Source organism: Streptomyces sp. NPDC001220 (genome assembly GCF_053597895.1).
The window spans coordinates 68,002-85,047 of record NZ_JBSFJE010000006.1 but is presented as its reverse complement, the minus strand read 5'-3'; the positions used below and the strand labels follow the sequence as shown (position 1 = coordinate 85,047).

Below are 17,046 nucleotides of genomic sequence, written 5' to 3'. Positions count from 1 at the left end.
AGGACCAGCGGGGTATGCGCAAGCAGCGACGCCGACGTTCGCGTGCCCTGACCGGTGTCGTCGCCACGACCGCCGCGCTGGCGCTGGCCGGGTGCGACGTGATCGGCGGCTCGTCCTCGGCGGGTGACGGCGGCCGGAAGCAGGCGCCCCGGGCCGTGTCGGTGTGGGACCGCAGCCCGGCCTCGATCGCGGCCGTCGGCGACTCCATCACCCGTGGTTTCGACGCGTGCACGGTGCTCTCGGACTGCCCGGAGGTGTCCTGGGCGACCGGCACCAGCGACCAGGTGGACAGTCTGGCGGTACGGCTGCTGGGGCGGACCGGCGCGGTCGACCACAGCTGGAACTACGCCGAGACGGGCGCCCGGATGGCCGACCTCTCCGCGCAGATGGCCGAGGCGGTGGCACGCAGGCCGCAGTTGGTGACGGTGATGGCGGGCGCGAACGACGCCTGCCGCAGGTCGGTACGGGCGATGACCTCGGTGGCCCACTTCCGCACCCAGTTCGAGGACGCGATGGGCACCCTGCGCAAGTCGCTGCCGAAGACGCAGGTGTACGTGTCGAGCGTGCCGAATCTGAAGCGGCTGTGGTCACAGGGGCGGACCAACCCGCTGGGCAAGCAGATCTGGAAGCTGGGCATCTGCCCTTCCATGCTGGGCGACGCCGACGATCTGACCAGTGTGGCGACCCTGCGCCGGGACAGGGTGCAGCAGCGGGTCGAGGAGTACAACAAGGTGCTGGCGGAGGTCTGTGCCAAGGACCGGCGCTGCCGTTTCGACGGCGGGGCGGTGTACGAGTACCGCTTCGGCACGGATCAGCTGAGTCACTGGGACTGGTTCCACCCGAGCACCGACGGCCAGTCGAAGCTCGCCGCGATCGCCTACCGGACCATCACGGCGGCGGACCCGGTGGACTAGACCCTTGGCTTAGGGTTTCCCTCATGAGCGAACTTTTCGGCACACTTTCCGACGGCACCGAGGTGCACCGCTGGACCCTGGAGCGGGCGGGGACCCGGGTGCGGGTCCTGTCGTACGGCGGAATCGTGCAGTCGGTCGAGGTGCCGGACCGGGACGGGCGGACGGCGGACGTGGTGCTGGGGTTCACCGGCCTGGACGGCTACCTGGAGCATCCGGGCCCGTACTTCGGCGCCCTGGTCGGCCGGTACGCCAACCGGATCGCGCACGCCCGCTTCCCGCTGGACGGCGTGACCTACGCCCTGGAGCCGAACAACGGGCCCAACTCCCTGCACGGCGGATCCGGCGGCTTCGACAAGCGGGTGTGGGCGGCCGAGGGCGTCGAGCACGGGGTGCGGCTGACGCGGGTGAGCCCGCACGGGGAGGAGGGCTTCCCGGGGCGGCTGGAGCTCACGGCGACGTACACGCTGGACGCGTCCGGCGCGCTGCGGGTCTCCTACGAGGCGGTCACCGACGCGCCGACCGTCGTGAACCTCACCAACCACAGCTACTTCAACCTCGCGGGCTCCGGGAACGCGGGCGGCCATGAACTCCGGATCGCCGCCTCCCGGTACACCCCCGTCGACGGCGACCTGATCCCGACCGGGGTCCTGGCGGACGTCTCCGGCTCCCGTTTCGACTTCCGCACGGCCCGCAAGGTGGGCTCCGGCTACGACCACAACCTGGTCCTCGACAAGGGCGTCACCGACTCCCCCGCCGAGATCGCCGAGCTGCACGACCCGGGCTCCGGCCGCACCCTCACGGTGGCCACCACCGAACCCGGCGTCCAGCTCTACACGGCCGAACACCTGAGCGGCCCGTTCGCCCCGGGCGACGGCATCGCCCTGGAGACCCAGCACTTCCCGGACTCCCCCAACCGCCCGGACTTCCCGAGCACCCGCCTCGACCCGGGCACGGTGTACCGCTCTCAGACGGTGTACGGCTTCGGGGTGCGGGACTGACCGAGACAGCCGCAAGCCCCGGTCCAGGGGTCAGGTCCCGGACCGGGGCTGCTCAGGGGGGACAGGTCCCGGCTCAGACCCTAGCCTCGGCTGTGGGCCGACGGCCGGTGACCGCCCTCCCCACAGCTATCCCGTACGAACCCTTCACAAACACCCGCGAGCCGTCCCACATCCCGGACACCCGCCACGGGACCCCGCCGGGGCCGAGTGGATCCCGGAGTGAACCGCCGAGCAGGGGTATGTCGCCACCGGGCTCGGGGTGGCCCTGCTGCCGGCGCCGGCGGCCACCGCCGTACGCCCGGACATCGTGCTGCTGCCGGGGCTGGACGACGGCGCCCCGGCACGGGCCGTGTACGCGGCGACGGCGCGCGGCCGGGCCCCGGCCGCTGCGGAGTTCGTGACCGCGCTCCGGGAGGTGGCCCGGTCGCTCCCCCCGGCATGGACCACACCGTGTCCCGCAAGCGATACTGCGGCCCGAACGGCACCACGCACCCCACTGCGACGGAAGGCCAACTCCCGTGAAATCGCTGCGCGTTCGGATCGGTGTTCTTGGAATCGCCCTGCTGGCCGGGGCGCTTGCCCCGGGCGCCGCACACGCGGCCACCGCGCCCTCCCCCACCGCCGAGGAGCAGCGGCTGGACCGGGCCGTGCCGCAGGAGATACTCCGGCGGTCCGGGTTCGACGCCGTGGCACCGGAGTTCGCGCGGACGCTCGACGGCGCGCGGTCCTACGCGCAGGCCCGGCGGATCGTCGCGGGGCACGGGTCCGCGTTGTGGCGGCGCGCCGTGGACCGGGCGCAGGGGCGGGGGCCGGTCTCCGGTGACATCAGCCGGGACGACGACCGGCCGCTGTACTGGGCGCGGCTCGGGATGACCCGTGACGTGCGCACCTGGGAGCCGGGGTTCGGGCTGAGCGAGCGGCAGCGGGCGGCGCTGCTCGACGTGCTGGAGCGGACCTCGCGCGGGCAGACCGACATCCGGTATCCCGGCAGGGGTGTGCGGCGGATCCTGGTCACCGGGTTCGACCCGTTCACGCTCGACCGGGACATCCGGATCTCCAACCCGTCCGGGGCGAGTGCGCTGGCCCTCGACGGCACGGTCGTCCAGACGGCGGAGGGTCCCGCCCGGGTGGAGACGGCCGTCTTCCCGGTGCGGTGGGACGACTTCGCGCAGGGGACCGTGGAGCGCACGCTGCGGCCGTATCTGCCGAAGGTGGACCTGTTCACGACGGTGAGCCAGGGGCGGGTCGGGCGGTTCGACGTGGAGCGCACCAACGGGGCCTGGCGGGGCGGGTTCCCCGACAACGACAACGTGAGCCGGACGGAGACCGTCCCGGTCGCCGACCCGGCCTCGCAGCCGCAGTGGACGACCACCACCCTGCCGTACGCGGCGATCGTGGCGGCGCCGACCGGGCGGTTCCCGGTGTACGACCACACCGAGGTGACCGAGATCCCGGCGGGCGGCACGGACGCCGTCGTACGGGCGGACGGGCCGACTCCCGGGTCCACGGCACGGGCCGGGGGCGGCGGGGACTACCTGTCCAACGAGATCGCCTACCGGGCCACGCTGCTGCGGGACCGGCTGGGGCTGCACGACAGTCTGCCCGGCGGGCATGTGCACACGCCGGTGCTGCAGTTCGGGGCCGGGAACACCACCGAGGTGACCGATCCGGAGTTCGTGCGGAACCGGGTGGACATCATCGACCAGGTGCGGGCGATCGTGACCGTGGCGGCGGACGCGAGCTTCAGGAAGTGAGCCGCCGGTCCCGGTCCCGGTCCTGGTCCGGGTCCGGGTCCGGGTCTTCCTGTGCCGTCTCCTCGCCCAGCAGGTCGCGGGCGAGGAGGGTGGCGCCCGCGACCGCGCCCGGCATCAGGAACACCGCGACGAAGGGGACCAGGAAGGCGAGGCCCAGCGGGGCGCCGAAGCCCCACACCAGGGTCTTGCGGGAGCGCAGCAGGGCGAGCCGGGCACGCAGGTCGACCCCCCGGCGCTGGAGGGCGACGGCGGCGAGTTCCTCGGTGAGGAAGAAGCCGGTCACGAAGAAGCCGACGACCGGTACGACGGTCTGCCCGACGAGGGGCAGGAAGCCGAGGGCGAAGAGCAGCAGGCCCCACAGGCCGGCCCGGAGCAGCACGCGCAGGCTGTCGCGGGCCGAGATCCACAGCTCGCGCCAGAACGGCAGCCCGGACTCGGGCGCGGTGCCGTCGGGCGAGACGTCCGCGTCGACCTTCTCGGAGAGGTTCTCGTAGAAGGGCTGGCCGATCAGCAGCGTGACGGCGGTGAAGGTGAGGACCGCGAGCAGCAGGCCGAGGGCGAAGAGCACGGCGGTGAGGAAGCCGCGGAAGAGGCCGAGCCAGGGGCTGGACCAGTCGTCGGCGAACGGGGTGGCCCAGGCGACGAAGTCCTCTCCCCATATCGCGAGGGCGACCAGCGCCGCCGCGTACAGGACGAGGGTGATCAGGCCGGGCAGCAGACCGAAGCCGTACTGCTTGCCGTGCCGACCGACCCACCGCTGGCCCTTGAGCAGATATCCGAAGCCCACGCCGAGATCACGCATGGCGAAAACTTTACCGGTGCGGTCCCGGGGCACGGCGGGGGCATGGAGCCACCGGGACAGCGGTGCCGCCAAGACCTCCTGGTCGCTGTTGAGTCGAACGGGTGCATCCCGCCGTACCGATTCTCAGGAACCAGAGGGCAGGGCGTTGTTCACCATGGGAGCTGCTTGCGGCGGCTCGGTTGAGGAGAGCGGATGACGCAGGAGATCACCGTCCGGGGCACGGTCGCGGAGGGCTTCGAAGGTGTGCGCGAGGAGTTCGCCGCCTTCGTCGCCGGCGAACCGACCGACTACGAGGGACAGTTGTGCGCGTACGTCCACGGCCGGCGGGTCGTCGACCTGTGGGCCGGCGAGGGGTCCGACGGGGACTCCCTCTACGGCGTGTTCTCGTCCACCAAGGGCGCGGCCCATCTCGTCGTGGCGATGCTGGTGCAGGACGGCACGCTGGAGCTGGACCGTAAAGTCACCTACTACTGGCCGGAGTTCGCCGCCGAGGGCAAGGGCACGCTGACCCTGCGGGACCTGGTCGCGCACCGGGCGGGCCTGGTCGGCACCGACACCGGGTTCAGCCCGCAGGAGCTGACCGACGACCGGGCGATGGCCGAACGCCTCGCCGACCAGCGGCCGTTCTGGCGCCCCGGTACCGCCTTCGGCTACCACGCCCTCGTCATCGGGGCCCTCACCGGCGAGGTGGTACGGCGGGCGACCGGCCGTACCCTCCAGGACGTGTACGAGGAGCGGGTCCGGGCACCGTACGGCCTCGGCTTCTTCCTGGGCCTGCCGGCCGCGCACGAGCCGCGTTTCCGCACGACCCGGCCGATGCGGCCGACACCGGAGCAGCAGGCGCTGCTCGACGCCCTCCCGTCCGGCCCGCGGACGCTCGCCGGGATCGCCTTCAACGAGCACGCCGCCGAGCCCGTGGACCTGGTGGCGCTGCCCAACGACCCGCGGGTCCGTGCCAGGGGCCCGGCGTCCTTCGGCGGGGTGGCGTCGGCGCGCGGCCTGGCCGGGATGTACGCGGCGCTGCTCAGCGAGATCGACGGCAAGGCCCCGCTGCTGAAGGAGGACACGGTCGCGGAGTTCGGCCAGTTCCACTCGGTGGGGTACGACCTGGTGGCGCGTGCCCACAAGTCGTACGGCCTGGGTTTCCAGGCGACGGCGGACATCTGGCACCCGTTCCTCGGCGCGGGCACGATCGGCCACAGCGGCGCGGCGGGCTCCCAGGCCTTCGCGGACCCGAGAAGCGGGGTCGCCTACGGCTACACCCGGCGACGGTTCGCGTTCCCGGGCGGGGCGGCCCCGGAGAACGACGGCCTGGCGAAAGCCGTACACAAGGCAGCACTTGAAACCCTCTGAGCGCAACCTGCCCAAGGGGCGCGAGGAACTGCGCGAGCAACCAAAGACGACCCGCACCCGGCCCTGATCCCGCACCCGGCAAGACGAGAGGCCGCACCCCACGTCCAAGGGTGCGGCCTCCCCACAGCGCAACGACGATCGTCAGGCCAGCGTCACGCTGATGTTCCCGCGCGTCGCCTTCGAGTACGGGCACACGCCGTGCGCCCGCTCGACGAGGTCACGGGCGACGAGCTCGTCGACGCCCGGAATCTCCGCCGAGATCTCGACGATGATCCCGAACCCCTCCTCGTTCTTCCCGAGTCCCACCTTCGCGGTGACGGTCGAGCCCGAGACGTCGGCCCCGGCCTGCCGGGCGACGACGCCCAGCGCTCCCTGGAAGCACGCGGCGTACCCCGCGGCGAACAGCTGCTCCGGGTTGGTCCCGGCCCCGCTGCCGCCCATCTCCTTCGGCGGGTTCACGACGACGTCGATCCGGCCGTCGTCCGTGGCGACCCGGCCGTCGCGGCCGTTCTCGGCCGTGGCGACGGCGGTGTACAGGACGTCGGACTGCTGAATGGGCATGCGGTTTCTTCTCTCCTCGGTCCGCCGCGACTCGCGCCCACGATCGACGACGGTTTCGGAAAGAAGTTACCGCATGCCGAAAAGCGTAGGCAGCCCTACAGCTTGACGATCATCTTCCCGGTGTTGTCGCCGCGGAGCACCCCGAGGAACGCCTCCAGGTTGTTCTCGATGCCCTCGACGACCGTCTCGCCGTACTTCAGCTGCCCGGCGGCCACCCACGGGCCGACCTCGGCGACGAACTGCGGCTGCAGGTCGTAGTGGTCGCCGACCAGGAAGCCCTCGATCCGGCCGCGGGTCTGGATGAGACGGGCGAGGTTCCTCGGGCCGGGGGCGGGCTCGGTGTTGTTGTAGACGGAGATCATGCCGCAGACCGCGATCCGGCCGTCCCGGTTCAGCTGCCCGATGGCCGCCTCCAGATGGTCTCCGCCGACGTTGTCGAAGTAGACGTCGACGCCGTCGGGCGCGGCCGCGCGCAGCTGCTCGCCGACCGAGCCGTTCTTGTAGTTGAAGGCCGCGTCGAAGCCGTACTCCTCGACCAGCAGCTTGACCTTCTCGTCGGAGCCGGCCGAGCCGATCACCCGCGAGGCGCCCTTGAGCTTCGCGATCTGGCCGACCTGGCTGCCGACCGCGCCGGCCGCGCCGGAGACGAAGACCGAGTCGCCCTCCTTGAAGGAGGCGGTGCGCAGCAGGCCCGCGTAGGCGGTGAGGCCGGTCATGCCGAGGACGCCGAGGTACGTCGACAGGGGCGCCGCCGCCGCGTCGACCTTGACGGCGTTCTTCGCGTCCATGACCGCGTACTCGCGCCAGCCGAAGAAGTGCAGGACGTGGTCGCCGGCCGCGATGCCCTCGGCGTTCGACTCGACGACCTCGCCGACCGCGCCGCCCTGCATGACCTTGCCGAGCTCGAAGGGAGCGGCGTACGACTTGGCGGCACTCATCCGGCCGCGCATGTACGGGTCGACGGAGAGGTACTTGTTCCGCACGAGCACCTGCCCCTCGCCCGGTGCCGGGACCTCTGCCTCGACCAGGGCGAAGTCCTCGGGCTTCGGCCAGCCGACGGGACGGCTCAGCAGGTGCCACTCGCGGTTGATCATGACGTGCGCCTTTCCTAATTACTTCAGTACCTGAAACAACCATGCTCCTTAATATTTCAGGATGTCAAGTAACGGGGTACTCTTGGGCGCATGTCGTCCTCACAGTCCAGTCCAGCGAAGACCCGGCGACCCGACGCCCTGTCCCTGGAGGTCGTCGAGCTGATCGGGGATGTCGTGTCCCGTTTCTACGCGGACTACGAGGAGGCGGCGGGTGAGCACGCGCTCACCGGGGCGCAGGCGCGGCTGCTCAGCCTGCTCTCGCTGGAGCCGCTGCCGATGCGGAAGCTGGCGCAGAAGCTGAAGTGCGAGCCGTCGAACGTGACGGGGATCGTGGACCGGCTGGAGGCGCGGGGGCTCGCGGAGCGGCGGCCCGACCCGGCCGACCGCCGGGTGAAGCTGGCCGCGGCGACGGACGAGGGCCGCCGGGTCGCCCGCGAGCTGCGCGACGGGCTGCGCTTCGCGCGCGAGCCGCTGGCGGGGCTGTCGGACGCGGAGCGGCTGGCGCTGCGGGATCTGCTGCGGCGGATGCTGGACGCGTAGCGGGGGCCGCCGCCGAGGCCGGCCGGCAGCCCCCTGCGACGGTTACGCGAACTGGCCGGGGCGGTAGTCGCCCGCCGGCTGCTGGAAGATGACGTTCAGCCGGTTGTAGGCGTTGATCAGGGCGATCGTCGCCACCAGCGCGACGAGTTCCTCTTCGGTGTAGTGCTTGGCCGCGTTCTCCCACACCTCGTCGGGGACCCCGCCCGCCGCGTCGGCGATCCGGGTGCCCTGCTCGGCCAGTTCCAGTGCGGCGCGCTCGGCGTCGGTGAACACGGTCGCCTCGCGCCAGGCGCCGACCATGTGGAGGCGCTGCTGGGTCTCGCCGGCGGCCGCCGCGTCCTTGGTGTGCATGTCGAGGCAGAAGCCGCAGCCGTTGATCTGGCTGGCGCGGATCTTGACCAGTTCCAGGGTGGCGGCGGGGATCGACGTCCCCTCAGCGGCCTTGCCCGCGCCGTTGAAGGCCTTGATCAGCTTGTTGGCGGTGGGGCTGGCGAAGAGGTTCAGACGGGCTTCCATGGTGTTCCTCCGTTGGGTTCAGCGGGATACACACCTATGACGGAGCGGGTTCTGCGGATGTGACACGGCACCGAGGATTTGCTGGGTTTGCTTCGGTGGACCTTCGGCTCGGGTCGCCCCTAGGAGCACCACCACAGGAACCGCGTGCACGAATGGCTCTGCGACGGGGTCGGGCTCGGATTGGCGGTCGTCGGGTTCGCCGTCGGGGTCGAGGCCGCCGAGGAAGTCGGTGCCGCCGTCGGTGTCTCGGGACCCGACCCCGTGCCCGTCGTCGCCGACTGTGCCGACGGGTCCTTCGGGGACGCCGACGGGGAGTCGGACGCCTTGTCCTTCGACGCGGAGGGGGACGGGGAGGCCGAAGGGTCGGCGGAGGCCGAGCTCGCCGGACCGGTGGCGCCGGACGTGTCGCCCAGGGGCTCGGCCGTCGTGCCCGGGGACGACGTCGACGTGCCGCCGTCGGCGGTGTCGCCGCCTGCCGAGGCCGGGCCGGGGCTGGTGAACGGTATGGCGTCCGTGCCGAGTTCGGCGAGGCTCAGGGCGCCCGCCGCCAGTACGCACGCCACGCTCACGAGCAGGACCCTGCGGCGCCGCCGGCGATGGGCCGCGGCCTTGCGGTCGCGACGGCTGCCGTCGGGCCCGGACGGTTCCTCGACGCCCTCGGAGAGGCTCTCGGCGGCTCGCCCCCGGCTCCGGCCGCCACGCCCGCGCGCCGCCCGTCGCCGGTCCGCCCGGCCACCCGGCAGCGGCTCGTCGTCCTCGTCGTCGTACCCGTCACCGTCGGTGCCGGTGCCGGTGTCTCCGTGGCCGTCGCCGGGGAAGTCCGGCTCCGGGTAAGGGGCTTCACCGGTCGCGGCCGGGTCGGGGGCCGTCGCTTCCGGCGCGGACGCGCGTAGCGTCTCGGCGGGAGTGCCGCACCCCGGACATGCGAGGGCGCCGTTGAGGTGCCGTCGGCACGGGTGGCAGTAGTCCATGACGCGGGAAGACTAAGTTCCCCACCGGTCACTTAACCACCCGGCCCTGTGAAGGTTCTGTGGGGGACCGAAAAAGCTGTCGAAAGCCTTGCCGAAACCGTTACCTGTTCGCCCCATTGACACCCTTGCCGCCCCGTCCTTACTGTCACGCCAGCATTTCGAACGTGTGACGAAATCTCGAACAGCTGAGGGGCAACTGCCGTGCGCATCACCGGAATCAGCACGCACGTGGTCGGGACGCCGTGGCGCAACCTGACGTACGTCCAGGTGCACACCGACGAAGGGATCACGGGAGTCGGCGAGACCCGGATGCTCGGGCACACCGACGCGCTGATCGGCTATCTGCGGGAGGCCGAGGCCAACCACATTCTCGGTTCCGACCCGTTCGCAGTGGAAGACCTCGTACGCCGGATGAAGTACGGCGACTACGGCCGGGCGGGCGAGATCGTCATGTCCGGCATCGCCGTGATCGAGATGGCCTGCTGGGACATCAAGGGCAAGGCCCTGGGCGTGCCGGTGTGGCAGCTGCTCGGCGGGAAGGTCACCGACAGGGTCAAGGCGTACGCCAACGGCTGGTACACGACCGAGCGGACGCCGGAGGCCTACCACAAGGCCGCCCAGGGGGTGATCGAGCGCGGGTACCGGGCGCTGAAGATCGACCCGTTCGGGACCGGGCACTTCGAGCTCGACCACGAACAGACGCTGTACTCCGTGTCGCTGATCGAGGCCGTGCGGGACGCCATCGGGCCGGACGCCGAGCTGATGCTGGAGATGCACGGCCGCTTCTCCCCCGCGACGGCCGTACGGCTCGCGCGCGAGCTGGCGCCCTTCAAGCCGGCCTGGCTGGAGGAGCCCTGCCCGCCGGAGAACCTGAAGGCGCTGGAGAAGGTCGCCGCCAAGGTGGACATCCCGGTCGCCACCGGTGAACGCATCCACGACCGCGTCGAGTTCCGCGAGCTCTTCGAGAGCCAGGCCGTGGACGTCATCCAGCCGGACGTCGGCCATATCGGTGGAATCTGGGAGACGCGGAAGCTGGCCGCCACCGCCGAGACGCACTACGTACTGGTCGCGCCGCACAACGTCGGCGGGTCCGTGCTGACCGCCGCCTCCCTCCAGGTCGGGTTCACCTCCCCGAACTTCAAGATCCTGGAGCACTTCAACGACTTCGCCGACGCCGAGATCAAGAAGGTGGTCAAGGGCGCGCCGGAGGTCGTCGACGGGTACTTCCAGCTGTCCGACGCACCCGGCCTGGGGGTGGAGTTCGACGCCGACGCCGCCGCGGAGTTCCCGCAGCAGCAGGCCCGCTTCGACCTCTGGGCCGACGGCTGGGAGCAGCGCAAGCCCAAGGGGACCAAGTGAGCTCCCAGGTCGTCGTCGAGGCGCCGGGCAGCCACCGGGTGGAGGAGCACACGCCTCGCGAGCCCGGCCCCGGCGAGGCGCTGGTCGCCGTGCACGCGGTCGGGATTTGCGGAAGCGACCGCGAGGTCTACCAGGGGAACCGGCCCGAGGGGTACGTCCGGTACCCGCTGACGCCGGGACACGAGTGGTCGGGGACGGTCGAGCGGGTCGGCCCCGGTGTCCCCGCCTCGCTCGTCGGCCGCAAGGTCGTCGGCGAGGGGTTCCGGAACTGCCAGGTGTGCGACCGGTGCCACGCCGGTGAGACCACGCTGTGCACGGACGGGTACGAGGAGACCGGGTTCACCCAGCCGGGCGCCATGGCCGCCACGCTCACGCTCCCGGCGCGGCTGCTGCACGCCCTGCCGGACGACGCGGACCTGACCGCCGCCGCCCTCCTCGAACCGGCCGCCTGTATCGCGGCGGCCGCGCTGAAGGGCAACGCGCAGCCGGGTGAGCGGGTCGCGGTGGTCGGCACCGGGACGCTCGGGATGTTCGCCGTGCAGTTCCTGAGGGCGATCTCGCCGGGCGAGCTGCTGGTGGTCGGGACCCGGAACGACCGGGAGGCGCTGTCCCGGAGCTTCGGGGCGACCGACTTCCGCACCAGGGACCAGGAGCTTCCCGACGACTTCGACGTCGTCATCGAGACGGCCGGGTCCGCGTCCGCCGCGCGCACCGCCGCCGCGCTGCTCCGGCGTGGCGGGCGCCTGGTCCTGACCGGTATCCCGGCCGCGGGTGCCGAGGGCCTGGACCCGACCGATCTCGTCGTACGGCAACTGGAGGTGCACACCGTCTTCGGGGCACCGCCGGACGCCTGGTCGCACACGGTGCGGGTCTTCGGGGCCGGGCTCCTCGATCCGCTGCCGCTGGTCACGCACGAGCTGCCGCTGACCGAGTTCCCCCAGGCCATCGAGCTGGTGGGGACCGGTGATCCGAAGGTGGGCAAGGTGCTGCTCCGCCCCTAGCCGTACGCCGGCCGCGGCGTGCCCTGACCTCGCCGTGGCCGGCGTACCACCCAGCCTTTTTCTGCCCCGAGCCGCGAACCTCGTCCGAAATACCGAACACGAAGGACAGCTTGTGACGACCGACGCATCCGTTACGGCGGCCCGCCGACCCGGTGAGCAGGCACTCACCGCCCTCGGGCTGGGCGCGCCCGCCCTCGACCCCGCCGACGCCTCCGCCCACACCTTCCCGGGCGGCGGCAAGTGGCGCACCGAGATCCCCTCCTGCGAGGGTCCCGAGGCGCTGGCCGTCGTGCTCAAGGAGTCCTCACGGCTGGACGTGCCGATCCACCGGATCAGCCAGGGCAGCGGCGTATGGATGCTCACCGACGCCGAGATCACCGAGATGGTCGAGGCGACCGGCGAACGTGACATCGAGCTCTGCCTGTTCACCGGTCCGCGCGGCACCTGGGACATCGGCGGCTCCGTGCGCTCCGACTCGCGGGGGGCCGGACTGCGCGCGCGTGGCCACGACGCGGTCGCCGGATGCGTCGAGGACGCCGTGCGGGCCACGGAGCTGGGCGTCAGGTGTCTGCTCGTCGCCGACGAGGGCGTGCTGTGGACGCTGCACCGGGCCCGGCAGGCGGGGATCATCCCGGCCGACACCACGCTGAAGGTGTCCGCGCTCGTCGGGCCGGTCAACCCGGCGTCGTACTCCGTCTTCGAGCACCTCGGCGCCGACTCCGTCAACGTGCCGAGCGACCTGACGCTCGATCACCTCACCGAGATCCGCCGGGTGTCCGGCGCTCCCATGGACATGTACATCGAGGCCCCCGACGACCTGGGCGGCTACATCCGGATGTACGAGGTCGCCGAGCTGATCCGGCGCGGCGCACCGATCTACCTGAAGTTCGGCCTGTCCAAGGCGCCCGGCATCTACCCGTGGGGCACCCACCTGCGGGACGTGACCCTGGACACCGCGCGGGAGCGGGTGCGGCGGGGGCGGCTCGCGCTGGACCTGCTGGCGCGGCACGGGGCGGACGGCGACATGGCGCCGCTCGGGTCCCGGCTGCCGGGTTCTCTCCGCCGGTTCCCCGTCGAGGGTGCCACCGGATGACCGACGGGGACTGCGGGCCGTCGGTGGCTGGTCGCGCAGTTCCCCGCGCCCCTTGGGCGTTGCCCCTCGGAGCGCTTCAAAGACCTCGCAAGTACCTCTCAACGACGAGAAGAACAGGGACCGATCACATGCGCACTCGTAGAAGCGCCGTCACCCTCATAGCCGGGGCCGCCTCCCTCGCTCTCACCCTGTCCGCCTGCGGGCAGAGCGGCGAGGGCGGCAGCAAGGACGACGGCGGCAGCGCCAAGGGCGGCACGATCGGCATCGCGATGCCGACCAAGTCCTCCGAACGCTGGATCGCCGACGGCAACAACGTCGTCAAGAACCTGAAGTCCAAGGGCTACAAGACCCAGCTGGTCTACGGCGAGGACGACCCGGAGACCCAGGTCTCGCAGATCGAGAACCTGATCACCCAGGGCGTCAAGGGCCTGATCATCGCGGCCATCGACAACAAGTCCCTGAACAACGTGCTCCAGGAGGCCGCGGACGCCAACATCCCGGTCATCGCCTACGACCGCCTCATCCTCGGCACCAAGAACGTCGACTACTACGCGTCCTTCGACAACGAGAAGGTCGGTGTCGAGCAGGGCACGTACATAGTGCACAAGCTGGGCCTGGACAGCGGCAAGAAGGGTCCGTTCAACATCGAGCTGTTCGCCGGCTCGAACGACGACAACAACACCAAGTACTTCTTCAACGGCGCGATGAGCGTGCTCCAGCCGTACATCGACAAGAAGGAGCTGGTGGTCAAGTCCGGCCAGACCGCGCTGAACAAGGTCACCACCCTGCGCTGGGACGGCGCGACCGCACAGGCTCGCATGGAGGACATCCTCACCTCCGCCTACAAGTCCGCCAAGGTCGACGCGGTGCTCTCGCCGTACGACGGCATCTCGATCGGCATCCTCGCCGCGCTGAAGTCGGACGGCTACGGGTCCAGCAGCCAGCCGCTGCCCGTCATCACAGGGCAGGACGCCGAACTGGCCTCGGTGAAGTCGATCATCGCGGGCCAGCAGACGCAGACCGTCTACAAGGACACCCGGCAGCTCGCCAAGGTCGCCGCGACCATGGTCGACGACGTCCTGAACAAGAAGACCCCGCAGGTCAACGACACCAAGACCTACGACAACGGGTCCAAGGTCGTCCCCGCCTACCTGCTCCAGCCGGTGAGCGTCGACAAGTCCAACTACGAGGACGTCCTGGTCAAGGGCGGCTACTACACCGACGCCGAGCTCAAGTAATCCGCCGGCTCCTGATCGACCATCACTGACTGGAAGGCAGACCATGGCGGGACCCGTCCTGGAAATGCGCTCGATCGTCAAGACCTTTCCCGGTGTCAAGGCGCTCTCGGACGTCACCCTGACCGTCCGTCAGGGCGAGGTCCACGCCATCTGCGGAGAGAACGGCGCCGGCAAGTCGACCCTGATGAAGGTCCTCTCCGGCGTGCACCCGCACGGCAGTTACGCGGGCGACATCCTCTTCGAGGGCGAGCTGTGCAGGTTCGGTGACATCCGGGCGAGCGAGCAGCGCGGCATCGTGATCATCCACCAGGAGCTGGCGCTGTCGCCGTACCTCTCGCTGGCGGAGAACATCTTCCTCGGCAACGAACACGCCAAGGGCGGGTTCATCGACTGGCGGGAGACCCTGCGGCACGCCACCGAGCTGCTGCGCCGGGTCGGTCTCGACGACCACCCGGAGACCCGCGTCACCGACATCGGCGTGGGCAAGCAGCAGCTGGTGGAGATCGCGAAGGCGCTGTCGAAGAAGGTGAAGCTGCTCATCCTCGACGAGCCGACCGCGGCCCTGAACGACGAGGACAGCGGCAAACTCCTCGACCTCATCCTGGAGCTGAAGAACCAGGGCATCACCTCGATCATCATCTCGCACAAGCTCAACGAGATCCGCCGGGTCGCCGACTCGGTGACGATCCTGCGTGACGGCCACTCCATCGAGACCCTCGACGTGAAGGCGAAGGAGACGACCGAGGAGCGGATCATCGCGGGCATGGTGGGCCGCGACCTGGACCACCGCTTCCCGGAGCGGACCGCGTACGAGGGCGAGGAGGACGCGGCCCCGGCGCTGGAGATCCGCGACTGGACCGTGCTCCACCCGATCGACCACGAGCGCAGGGTCGTCGACGACGTGTCGATCCACGTCCGGCGCGGCGAGATCGTCGGCATCGCGGGCCTGATGGGCGCGGGCCGGACCGAACTCGCGATGAGCGTCTTCGGGCGGTCCTACGGCCGGTACGCGGGCGGCTCGGTCCTCAAGGACGGCACCGAGATCCGTACCAGGTCGGTCGCGGAAGCGGTCGGGCACGGCATCGCGTACGTCACCGAGGACCGCAAGCACTACGGCCTCAACCTCATCGACACCATCAACCGAAACATCTCACTGACCGCGCTGAACAAGGTCGCCAAGCGCGGGATCGTGGACGAGCACGAGGAGCGGCAGGTCTCCGAGGGCTACCGCACGTCCATGAACATCAAGGCTCCGACCGTCTTCGAGCCGGTGGGCAAGCTGTCGGGCGGCAACCAGCAGAAGGTCGTCCTCAGCAAGTGGATCTTCGCGGGCCCGGACGTGCTGATCCTGGACGAGCCGACCCGCGGGATCGACGTCGGCGCCAAGTACGAGATCTACACGGTCATCGACCAGCTCGCCGCCCAGGGCAAGGCGGTCGTCTTCATCTCCTCCGAGCTGCCCGAACTGCTCGGCATGTGCGACCGCATCTACACCATGGCCGCGGGCCGGCTGACCGGTGAGGTGCCCCGGGCCGAGGCCACGCAGGAAGTGCTGATGCGCCATATGACGAAGGACAAAGAGGTAACGCGATGAGCACGGATGTCACCGCCAAGAGCCCGGCGCCCGCGCCGCCGGGCAGGAGCGGATCGGCAGACGGCACCGGCCTGATCCGGCTGGTGCTCGACGGCCTGCGCCGCAACATGCGCCAGTACGGCATGCTGATCGCGCTCGGTCTGATCGTCGCCCTGTTCGCGGTGTGGACCGACGGGGACCTGCTGCTGCCGCGCAACGTCTCCAACCTGGTCCTGCAGAACAGCTACATCCTGATCCTCGCCATCGGCATGATGATGGTGATCATCGCCGGCCACATCGACCTGTCGGTCGGCTCGCTGACGGCGTTCGTGGGCGCCTTCGCGGCCGTGCTGACGGTCAATCACGGGGTGGCCTGGCCGGTCGCGTTGATCCTGTGCCTGACGATGGGCGCCGTGGCCGGCGCGCTGCAAGGCGTGCTGATCGCCTACTTGGGCATACCGTCGTTCATCGTCACCCTCGCCGGGATGCTGCTCTTCCGCGGTCTCACGGAGATCCTGCTCCAGGGCCAGACCATCGGCCCGTTCCCGAACGGCCTGCAGAAGCTGGGCAACGGCTTCCTCCCCGAGGTGGGCCCGCACACCAACTACCACAACATCACACTGCTGCTGGGTGTCGTGCTGATCGCCGCCGTGGTCTGGCAGGAGTTCCGGGACCGGCGCCGCCAGCAGGAGTTCGCCCTGGACGTGCCGCCCACCCGGCTGTTCCTGCTCAAGCTGACCGCGCTGATCGCCGCCATCCTCGTCCTCACCCTGCTGCTCGCCAGCTACAAGGGCGCCCCGATCATCCTGATCGTCCTGGGCGCGCTGGTCGTCGGCTACGGCTACGTGATGCGCAACGCGGTCTTCGGCCGGCACATCTACGCGATCGGCGGCAACCTGCCGGCGGCCAAGCTGTCCGGCGTCAAGGACAAGAAGGTCTCCTTCTACGTCTTCCTGAACATGGGCGTGCTCGCGGCCCTGGCCGGTCTGGTGGTCGCCGCCCGGCTGAACGCGGCCTCGCCGAAGGCGGGCGACGGCTTCGAACTGGAGGCGATCGCCTCCTCGTTCATCGGCGGCGCCTCCATGAGCGGCGGTGTCGGCACCATCCTCGGTGCCATCATCGGCGGTCTCGTCCTCGGCGTGCTGAACAACGGCATGAACCTTCTCAGCGTCGGCACCGACTGGCAGCAGGTCATCAAGGGCCTCGCCCTCCTCGCGGCGGTCGGATTCGACGTGTGGAACAAGCGCAAGTCCGGTTCGTAGTCAGCGCGGGCCCCGCC

At 70.5% G+C, this 17,046-nt stretch carries 16 protein-coding genes; 11 read left to right on the top strand and 5 right to left on the bottom strand.

Annotation, left to right across the window (positions count from 1 at the left end):
* Positions 1-14: 14 nt before the first annotated feature.
* From ACWDGI_RS16150 to ACWDGI_RS16140, 3 genes are all read left to right on the top strand, one after another.
* Positions 15-914 (top strand): SGNH/GDSL hydrolase family protein, encoded by a 900-nt coding sequence (locus ACWDGI_RS16150; RefSeq protein ID WP_450759435.1) that lies wholly within the window; start codon positions 15-17, stop codon positions 912-914.
* Positions 915-937: 23 nt separating this feature from the next.
* Positions 938-1,912, top strand: a complete 975-nt coding sequence (locus ACWDGI_RS16145) for an aldose epimerase family protein (RefSeq protein ID WP_450759433.1) — start codon at positions 938-940, stop codon at positions 1,910-1,912.
* A 518-nt stretch (positions 1,913-2,430) separates the two neighbouring features.
* The gene (locus ACWDGI_RS16140; RefSeq protein ID WP_450759431.1) at positions 2,431-3,666 is read left to right on the top strand and encodes a pyroglutamyl peptidase; all 1,236 of its coding nucleotides are present in this window, start codon (positions 2,431-2,433) and stop codon (positions 3,664-3,666) included.
* Here ACWDGI_RS16140 and ACWDGI_RS16135 read toward each other — a convergent pair.
* The gene (locus ACWDGI_RS16135; RefSeq protein ID WP_450759429.1) at positions 3,656-4,468 is read right to left on the bottom strand and encodes an EI24 domain-containing protein; all 813 of its coding nucleotides are present in this window, start codon (positions 4,466-4,468) and stop codon (positions 3,656-3,658) included. The genes ACWDGI_RS16140 and ACWDGI_RS16135 overlap by 11 nt on opposite strands.
* A gap of 192 nt (positions 4,469-4,660) precedes the next feature.
* Between ACWDGI_RS16135 and ACWDGI_RS16130 the strand changes: the two genes are divergently transcribed.
* Positions 4,661-5,821 carry a serine hydrolase domain-containing protein gene (locus ACWDGI_RS16130; protein WP_450759427.1) on the top strand — a complete coding sequence of 387 codons (1,161 nt, stop codon included), beginning with the start codon at positions 4,661-4,663 and terminating at the stop codon, positions 5,819-5,821.
* Between the two features lie 141 nt (positions 5,822-5,962).
* On the opposite strand, the gene ACWDGI_RS16125 is transcribed toward ACWDGI_RS16130, so the two are convergent.
* Complete coding sequence (locus tag ACWDGI_RS16125) at positions 5,963-6,382, bottom strand: organic hydroperoxide resistance protein (RefSeq protein ID WP_450759425.1); 420 nt, start codon at positions 6,380-6,382, stop codon at positions 5,963-5,965.
* Between the two features lie 95 nt (positions 6,383-6,477).
* A complete protein-coding gene (locus ACWDGI_RS16120) occupies positions 6,478-7,476 on the bottom strand; it encodes an NADP-dependent oxidoreductase (RefSeq protein WP_450759423.1) in 999 nt (332 codons plus the stop codon).
* 90 nt (positions 7,477-7,566) lie between these two features.
* On the opposite strand from ACWDGI_RS16120, the gene ACWDGI_RS16115 reads away from it, so the two are divergent.
* A complete protein-coding gene (locus ACWDGI_RS16115; RefSeq protein WP_450759421.1) occupies positions 7,567-8,016 on the top strand; it encodes a MarR family winged helix-turn-helix transcriptional regulator in 450 nt (149 codons plus the stop codon).
* Positions 8,017-8,058: 42 nt separating this feature from the next.
* Here ACWDGI_RS16115 and ACWDGI_RS16110 read toward each other — a convergent pair whose 3' ends face one another.
* Together ACWDGI_RS16110 and ACWDGI_RS16105 are read right to left on the bottom strand one after the other, a co-directional pair.
* Positions 8,059-8,532, bottom strand: a complete 474-nt coding sequence (locus ACWDGI_RS16110) for a carboxymuconolactone decarboxylase family protein (RefSeq protein WP_450759420.1) — start codon at positions 8,530-8,532, stop codon at positions 8,059-8,061.
* A gap of 119 nt (positions 8,533-8,651) precedes the next feature.
* Positions 8,652-9,503, bottom strand: a complete 852-nt coding sequence (locus tag ACWDGI_RS16105; RefSeq protein ID WP_450759418.1) for an SCO2400 family protein — start codon at positions 9,501-9,503, stop codon at positions 8,652-8,654.
* Between the two features lie 201 nt (positions 9,504-9,704).
* On the opposite strand from ACWDGI_RS16105, the gene ACWDGI_RS16100 reads away from it, so the two are divergent.
* From ACWDGI_RS16100 to mmsB, 6 genes are all read left to right on the top strand, one after another.
* On the top strand, positions 9,705-10,862 hold the full coding sequence (locus tag ACWDGI_RS16100; RefSeq protein ID WP_450759416.1) for a mandelate racemase/muconate lactonizing enzyme family protein: 1,158 nt from the start codon (positions 9,705-9,707) through the stop codon (positions 10,860-10,862).
* On the top strand, positions 10,859-11,863 hold the full coding sequence (locus tag ACWDGI_RS16095) for a zinc-dependent alcohol dehydrogenase (RefSeq protein WP_450759414.1): 1,005 nt from the start codon (positions 10,859-10,861) through the stop codon (positions 11,861-11,863). Before ACWDGI_RS16100 ends, ACWDGI_RS16095 begins: the two co-directional genes overlap by 4 nt.
* A gap of 112 nt (positions 11,864-11,975) precedes the next feature.
* Complete coding sequence (locus ACWDGI_RS16090) at positions 11,976-12,956, top strand: hypothetical protein (RefSeq protein WP_450759412.1); 981 nt, start codon at positions 11,976-11,978, stop codon at positions 12,954-12,956.
* 128 nt (positions 12,957-13,084) lie between these two features.
* Positions 13,085-14,194 carry a multiple monosaccharide ABC transporter substrate-binding protein gene (chvE, locus tag ACWDGI_RS16085; RefSeq protein ID WP_450759411.1) on the top strand — a complete coding sequence of 370 codons (1,110 nt, stop codon included), beginning with the start codon at positions 13,085-13,087 and terminating at the stop codon, positions 14,192-14,194.
* A gap of 43 nt (positions 14,195-14,237) precedes the next feature.
* Positions 14,238-15,788, top strand: a complete 1,551-nt coding sequence (mmsA, locus tag ACWDGI_RS16080) for a multiple monosaccharide ABC transporter ATP-binding protein (RefSeq protein WP_450759409.1) — start codon at positions 14,238-14,240, stop codon at positions 15,786-15,788.
* On the top strand, positions 15,785-17,029 hold the full coding sequence (gene mmsB / locus ACWDGI_RS16075) for a multiple monosaccharide ABC transporter permease (RefSeq protein ID WP_450759407.1): 1,245 nt from the start codon (positions 15,785-15,787) through the stop codon (positions 17,027-17,029). Before mmsA ends, mmsB begins: the two co-directional genes overlap by 4 nt.
* Positions 17,030-17,046 lie beyond the last annotated feature (17 nt).